The organism is Spirillospora sp. NPDC049652 (assembly GCF_040675125.1).
GTDB lineage: Bacteria > Actinomycetota > Actinomycetes > Streptosporangiales > Streptosporangiaceae > Spirillospora.
In genome coordinates this window covers 1-6860 of record NZ_JBFAOF010000355.1, presented here as the reverse complement: position 1 = coordinate 6860, position 6860 = coordinate 1, and the positions used below count along the sequence as shown (strand labels likewise).

General features: G+C 72.0%; 4 protein-coding genes and 1 pseudogene. 3 read left to right on the top strand and 2 right to left on the bottom strand.

What is annotated here, in order from left to right; translation table 11 throughout:
• Positions 1–194 (top strand): annotated as a pseudogene (locus AB0J52_RS21875) (hypothetical protein); the annotation flags it as partial.
• Positions 195–436: 242 nt separating this feature from the next.
• Positions 437–3967 carry a DNA polymerase III subunit alpha gene (gene dnaE, locus AB0J52_RS21870; RefSeq protein WP_500183636.1) on the top strand — a complete coding sequence of 1177 codons (3531 nt, stop codon included), beginning with the start codon at positions 437–439 and terminating at the stop codon, positions 3965–3967.
• Positions 3968–4054: 87 nt separating this feature from the next.
• Here the strand turns inward: dnaE and AB0J52_RS21865 are convergent, their stop codons facing one another.
• Positions 4055–4939 carry an LLM class flavin-dependent oxidoreductase gene (locus AB0J52_RS21865; RefSeq protein WP_500183634.1) on the bottom strand — a complete coding sequence of 295 codons (885 nt, stop codon included), beginning with the start codon at positions 4937–4939 and terminating at the stop codon, positions 4055–4057.
• Between the two features lie 107 nt (positions 4940–5046).
• Positions 5047–5775, bottom strand: coding sequence for a DUF6882 domain-containing protein (locus AB0J52_RS21860; protein ID WP_500183633.1), 729 nt, complete (start codon positions 5773–5775; stop codon positions 5047–5049).
• A 217-nt stretch (positions 5776–5992) separates the two neighbouring features.
• Between AB0J52_RS21860 and AB0J52_RS21855 the strand changes: the two genes are divergently transcribed.
• Positions 5993–6860 (top strand): hypothetical protein (locus AB0J52_RS21855; protein ID WP_500183631.1); only part of this gene is annotated, 868 nt, incomplete at its 3' end.

Sequence of the window (6860 nt, the reverse complement as noted above, 5' to 3'; positions counted from 1 at the left end):
ACGGCGGCCTGGCCCGGCTCGCGCGGGGCCCGTCCGGAGGCCCCGGCGGCCCGCCGGACGGCCCCGACGGCTCTGACGGCTCTGACGGCTCGCCGGACGGCCCGGGCGGCTCGTCGGAAGGCCCCGGCGGGAACGCCCGTCCCGCGCCCGGCACCGGCTCGAAGGCCCCTCCCGGGGAGTCCGGGGAGCACTGACCGCGCCCGCCCGCACACGGTCCGCACGGCCCGCAGCGACGGTGCCGATCAGGTGATGTCGGGACAAGGCGGGCGCCTGCGTGTCGGGGTCCGGACGGTGGGCGGACCGGGTTAGGCTCTTTGGGCCACGTCGTCCCGGAGGGGGCTCCAGGACGGCGGACTTCCCCGGGCCAGGTTCCAAACCGGCGCGTGCCGTCCGCACGCGGGCGGTCGCATGCGACAACTCAGGAGGCGCGTCAGTCGTGGGTGACTCGTTCGTACATCTGCACGTCCATACGGAGTACTCCATGCTGGACGGAGCCGCGCGTCTGAAGCAGATGTTCGCCGAGGTCGACCGGCAGAAGATGCCCGCGATCGCGATGACCGACCACGGCAACATGCATGGCGCCTACGACTTCTGGAAGCAGGCGACCAGCGTCGGGGTCACCCCGATCCTCGGCATCGAGGCCTACTGCGCGCCCGAGTCCCGCTTCCACAAGAAGAAGGTGACCTGGGGCGACCCGTCGCAGAAGCGCGACGACGTGTCCGGCGGCGGCCTGATCAACCACAAGACGCTGTGGGCCCGGAACAAGCAGGGCCTGCACAACCTGTTCAAGCTGAGCTCGCGCGCGTACATGGAGGGGTTCGTCTTCAAGTACGCGCGGATGGACGAGGAGCTGCTCGCCGAGCACTCCGAGGGCCTGATGGCCACGACGGGCTGCCCGTCGGGCAAGATCCAGACGCGGCTGCGGCTCGGCCAGTTCGACGAGGCGCTGAAGGCCGCCGCGAACTTCCAGGACATCTTCGGCAAGGAGAACTACTTCCTGGAGCTGATGGACCACGGCCTCGACATCGAGCGGCGCGTCCGGGACGGGCTGCTGGAGATCGGCAAGCGGCTCGGCATCAAGCCGGTCGTCACCAACGACTCGCACTACACCCACGAGTCGGAGGCGACCGCGCACGACGCGCTGCTGTGCGTCCAGGTGGGCAAGCAGCTCGCCGACCCGGACCGGTTCCGGTTCGACGGCAGCGGCTACTACATCAAGTCCGCCGACGAGATGCGGTCGATCGACACCTCCGACGCGTGGCTGGAGGGCTGCCGCAACACGCTGCTGATCGCCGAGCGGGTCGACCCGGCCGGCATGTTCGAGTTCCGCGACCTCAGCCCCAAGTTCCCGGTGCCGGAGGGCGAGACCGAGGAGACCTGGTTCCGCAAGGAGGTCTGGAAGGGCCTGGAGCAGCGCTTCCCGGACGGCCTGCCGGAGGGCTACGCCGAGCAGGCCGAGTACGAGATGGGCGTCATCATCGGCAAGGGGTACCCGTCGTACTTCCTGGTCGTGGCCGACTTCATCATGTGGTCCAAGCGCAACGGCATCCTGGTCGGCCCGGGCCGGGGCAGCGCGGCGGGCTCGCTGGTCGCGTACGCGATGGGCATCACCGACCTCGACCCGATCCCGCACGGCCTGATCTTCGAGCGGTTCCTGAACCCCGAGCGCGCGTCGATGCCCGACATCGACATCGACTTCCCTGAAGACCGGCGGGCCGAGGCCATCCGGTACACCACGGAGAAGTGGGGCGCCGACAAGGTCGCCTACATCGCCACGTTCGGAACCATCAAGGCGAAGGCCGCCGTGAAGGACGCGGGCCGCGTCCTCGGCTTCCCCTACGCGCTGGGCGACCGCATCTCCAAGGCGTTCCCGCCCGCCGTCATGGGCAAGGACATCCCGCTCTCGGGCATCTTCGACGACAAGCACCCGCGCTACGGCGAGGCGGGCGAGCTGCGCAAGCTGTACGAGGAGGAGACCGACGTCAAGCAGGTCATCGACCTGGCGCAGGGCCTGGAGGGGCTGATCCGGCAGACCGGCGTGCACGCCGCCGGCGTGATCATGAGCGGTGAGACCATCACCGACCACGTCCCGGTGATGCGGCGCGACTCCGACGGCGCGATCATCACGCAGTTCGACTACCCGACCTGCGAGACGCTCGGCCTGCTGAAGATGGACTTCCTCGGCCTGCGGAACCTGACGATCATCCAGGACGCGGTCGACAACATCAAGAAGAACAAGGGCATCGACCTCGACCTGCTGAAGATCCCGCTGGACGACAAGCCGACCTACGAGCTGCTCGGCCGCGGCGACACCCTGGGCGTGTTCCAGCTGGACGGCGGCGGCATGCGGTCGCTGCTGCGGCTGATGAAGCCGACCGAGTTCGAGGACATCTCCGCGGTCGGCGCGCTCTACCGGCCGGGCCCGATGGGCGCGAACTCGCACACCAACTACGCGCTGCGCAAGAACGGCCAGCAGGAGATCACCCCGATCCACCCGGAGCTGGCCGAGCCGCTCGCGGAGATCCTCGGCACGACCTACGGCCTGATCGTGTACCAGGAGCAGGTCATGTCGATCGCGCAGAAGGTCGCCGGGTACACGCTCGGCAAGGCGGACCTGCTCCGCCGCGTCATGGGCAAGAAGAAGAAGGCCGAGCTGGACGCCCAGTTCGAGGGCTTCGAGCAGGGGATGATCGACAACGGCTTCTCCAAGGAGGCCGTGAAGACGCTGTGGGACATCCTGGTCCCGTTCTCCGACTACGCGTTCAACAAGGCGCACTCGGCGGCCTACGGCCTGGTGTCGTACTGGACGGCCTACCTCAAGGCCAACCACGCGGCGGAGTACATGGCGGCGCTGCTCACCTCGGTCGGCGACGACAAGGACAAGAGCGCGCTGTACCTGAACGAGTGCCGCCGGATGGGCATCAAGGTGCTGCCGCCGGACGTCAACACCTCCGAGGCCGACTTCACCCCGATCGGGGAGAAGGAGATCCGGTTCGGGCTGAGCGCCGTCCGCAACGTCGGCGTGAACGTCGTCGAGGGCATCATCGCGGCGCGCCGCGAGAAGGGCGCCTACGCCGACTTCAACGACTTCCTGAGCAAGGTGCCCGCGCAGGCGTGCAACAAGCGGGTCGTCGAGTCGCTGATCAAGGCGGGCGGGTTCGACGAGCTCGGGCACCAGCGCAAGGCGCTGCTGATGGTGCACGAGCAGGCGATCGACTCGGTCATCGACATCAAGCGCAAGGAGGCGATCGGGCAGGACTCGCTGTTCGGCGCGCTGGAGGACGAGACGGGCGAGGACGCGTTCGCGGTCGCGATCCCCGAGGACGAGGAGTGGGACAAGACCACGCTGCTGTCCTTCGAGCGGGAGATGCTCGGCCTGTACGTGTCCGACCACCCGCTGCTCGGCATCGAGCACGTGCTGGAGCGCGAGGCCGACTGCTCGATCGCGTCGCTGAACGAGGGCGAGCGACCGGACGGCCAGGTCGTGGTGGTGGCGGGGCTGCTCAGCGGCCTGCAGCGCAAGGTCACCAAGACGGGCAACTCGTGGGCGATGTTCCAGCTGGAGGACCTGGGCGGCGCGATCGAGGTGATGTGCTTCCCGTCGTCCTACCAGCTGTGCTCGACGCTGCTGGCCGAGGACGCGATCCTGGTCGTCAAGGGGCGGCTGGACCGGCGCGAGGACGTGGCGAAGATCATCGCGATGGAGGTGACGCAGCCGGACCTGACCGTCACCGACGCGTTCGGCCCGCTGTCGGTGACGCTGCCGCTCGGCCGCTGCGTCCCGCCGGTCGTCAGCCGCCTCAAGGAGGTCCTGACGACGCACCCGGGCAATTCCGAGGTGCACCTGCACATCCAGAACGGCCCGCGCACGACGGTCGTGCGGCTGGACGACCGGCTGCGCGTCGCGCCGTCCCCGGCGCTGATGGGCGACCTGAAGCAGCTGCTCGGACCGTCCTGCCTGAGCTGACGCGCCGGTAGCGGAGCCTCAGGGAAAGGGCCGGGACGGATCGCCGTCCCGGCCCTCCTGCCTTCCCGGCCCTGGTGCCCTGCGCCGTCAGGCGAGGAGTTCCCGGGTGGCGGGAACGACCTCGTCCGTCCAGAGCCGGAGCTGGCGTTCGTCCGCCTGCTCCGGCCAGTAGACGAAGCTGTCGAAACCGCCGTCGGTCGCCAGGCCCGCGAGGACGCGGGCCCAGGTCGCGGCGTCGGCGTGGATCGGGGTCTCGCCGGTGAGGGCGGGCGGCCCGGTCGGGGTGTCGGTGATGTGCCCGACGAGCTGGGAGATGCGGGTGATGGTCGCCGGGTCGCGGCCGGCCTCGATCGCGGCGTCGGTGATGATCCGCTGCGCCTCCGGCCACTTCTCGTAGTTGAGGTAGTGCGGGATGGGCGCGGCCCAGCCGTCGGCGACGCGTCCGGTGAGGGCGAGCGCCCGGGGGCCGACGCTGCCGAGCCAGACGCCGACGGGGTGCGCGGGCGCGGGACCGGCGTGCACGCCCTTCACCGTGTAGTACTCGCCCTCGACCCGGACGGTCTCGCCGGGCCGCCACATCGCGCGGATGATCTCGATGGCCTCGGCCAGCGCGGCGAGCGCCTGCCGCGTCGTGCGGACCGGTCCGCCCATCGCCTCGATGGCGGGCCAGAACGCGCCCGCGCCGAGGGCCAGCTCGAACCGGCCGCCGCTCAGCAGGTCGAGGGTGGCCGCCTGCTTGCCGACCATGGCGGGCCCGCGCATCGGCAGGGACGCCACGTCCGGGAAGACGCGGATCCGCTCGGTCTCGGCGAGCACGGTCGCGATCAGCGCGAAGGTGTCGGCGAGGTCGGCGGCGTAGGGGTGGTCCTGGACGCCGAGCAGGTCGAGGCCGGCCGCGTCGGCCTGCCTGGCGAGCGCGCGGACGTCGTCCAGCCCGCTCGCGACGGGGTTGAGCTGAATACCGAACTGCATGCCCGCAACCTAGCCGAGCATGATCACACCCGGCGCCGCCGGGGCGGGCGGCGCGGCTCAGTGGGCGGTGGGGCCCACCGGGCGGCTGGGCTCAGTGGACGACGGGCTCAGTGGACGACGGGGACGCCCCGGTCGTCCGGCAGGGATGCGGGGACGAGCGCGGTCTCCCAGCGCGTGAAGCGGCCGCGGTCGTCGAACACGGCGCGGGCGGCGCCGCCGCCGGGGAGCGCGACCTCGGTGACGCCGTCCCGCTCGCGGTAGGGGACGCGGTGCCGGCTCAGCAGCCGGGCGAGGGTGAGCCGCGGGTCGCGGGGGAACAGGCTGACCGCGTTGGTGAGCAGCCGGGGGACGGGCACCGGGTCCCAGCCGGCGGGCGGGGCCTGCGGGTCGTCCACGTGCAGGTAGGCCGAGCCGCCGTCGTAGCCCGCGCCGATGTACCCGCCGCCGCCGAGGACGCCGCCCGCGGCCATGGCGACCAGCTCGCCGCCGTGCCCGGCGGGGCCCTCGTACCAGGACAGGTCGACCTCGGGGGTGGTGAACTCCGGGATGCCGAGGCGCTCGCCGAGGGCGCGGATCGGCAGGGTGGGGCGGACGGCGGGGTGGTCCTCGCCGAACTGGGGGTTGGCCCAGCCCCACAGCCAGGTGCGCTCGCGGGTGGCGTAGCTGCCGAGCAGCCCGACCCGCACGGTGACGCCGCCGCTGGTGTAGGTGCGGGCGGTCAGGTCCGCGCTCCAGTCCTCGCGCGGCAGGAACTCCGCGAGCGTCTCCTGCTGCTGCAGGACGACCGCGGAGAGGGCGGCGCCGAGGCGCTCGAACGCGGGACTGAATCCGGACATGTCGGGCAACATTATCTCAAGAAACCGGCGGTTCGGAGGGGGGATTCCGGCGAAAGACCGTACCGGTTCCGCGGCCGTTTCCGGCATGTGCCGACAGGGCGCGCGGGGCGGCGGGGGCGCGGTCCCGGGCCGGGCGGCGAGGGGGCTAGGCTTTCCGCTGTTGATCGGCGGCGGACGGCTACGGGCGCGGCGCGCGGGCCCGTGAGGAGCGTACGAGGTGCGGGGACGGTCCCTCAGGGCGGTGCGGACCTTCGCGGTCACGGCCGCGGTGGTCGCGGTGCTCGGCCCGGTCGCCGGATTGGTGTGGCACGCGATCGCGCCCTCGGTGACCTTCGTGGTGCTGCGCGGCGAGCCGTTCTTCGCCGACGGCGAGTCCCAGGCCCCGATCGGCACCGACGCCCGGTTCGCCCTCATCGGCGTCGTCGCCGGACTGCTCTGCGGCGTGGTCGCCTACCGGTTCGGCGGCCGCGACAACGACGTCCCGCTGCTGGCCGGCCTCACGGTCGGCGGGGCGGCGGCGGCGCTGCTCGCCTGGTGGGTCGGGCACCGCTTCGGGCTCGCCCACTACCAGCACGTGCTCCGCACCGGCCCGGACGGCGCCCAGGTCAAGGGCCCGGCCGACCTGCGCGCCCGGGGCGTCCTGATCTTCTGGCCGCTGCTCGCCGTGGCCGCGTACGCCACCCTCGAAGTGATCGTCAAGCGGCTGCCCGCCGGAACCGCCGCCAAGGCCGCACCGACCACGGACGCCCCGGCTGCCACGGACGCCCCGGCTGCCACGGACGCCCCGGCTGCCACGGACGCCCCGGTTCCCGCGAACGACACGGGTGCCGCAGGCGACGCGACCCCCGCGGGCGACAGGGCTCCCGTGGACGCCTCGGCTGCCACGGGCGACGCGGCTGCGGCGGACGATAGGGCTGCCGCGGACGCTCCGGCTTCTGTGGGGGAGCGAGCCGCTCCTCCGGGTAACGGGGACGGGCGGTCGTCCGGCGGTGACGGACGCCCGAACTCGGGCGGCGACCACGGGAAGGCGCCCGGCGAGGCGGGCGACGGAGGCCAGGCGAGCGGCGACGGGCGTCCGGACGGTC

Coding starts and splice junctions, on each gene's coding strand:
- AB0J52_RS21865 (WP_500183634.1), bottom strand. CDS start 4,939: ATGCAGTTCGGTATTCAGCTCAACCCCGTCGCGAGCGGGCTGGACGAC.
- AB0J52_RS21860 (WP_500183633.1), bottom strand. CDS start 5,775: ATGTCCGGATTCAGTCCCGCGTTCGAGCGCCTCGGCGCCGCCCTCTCC.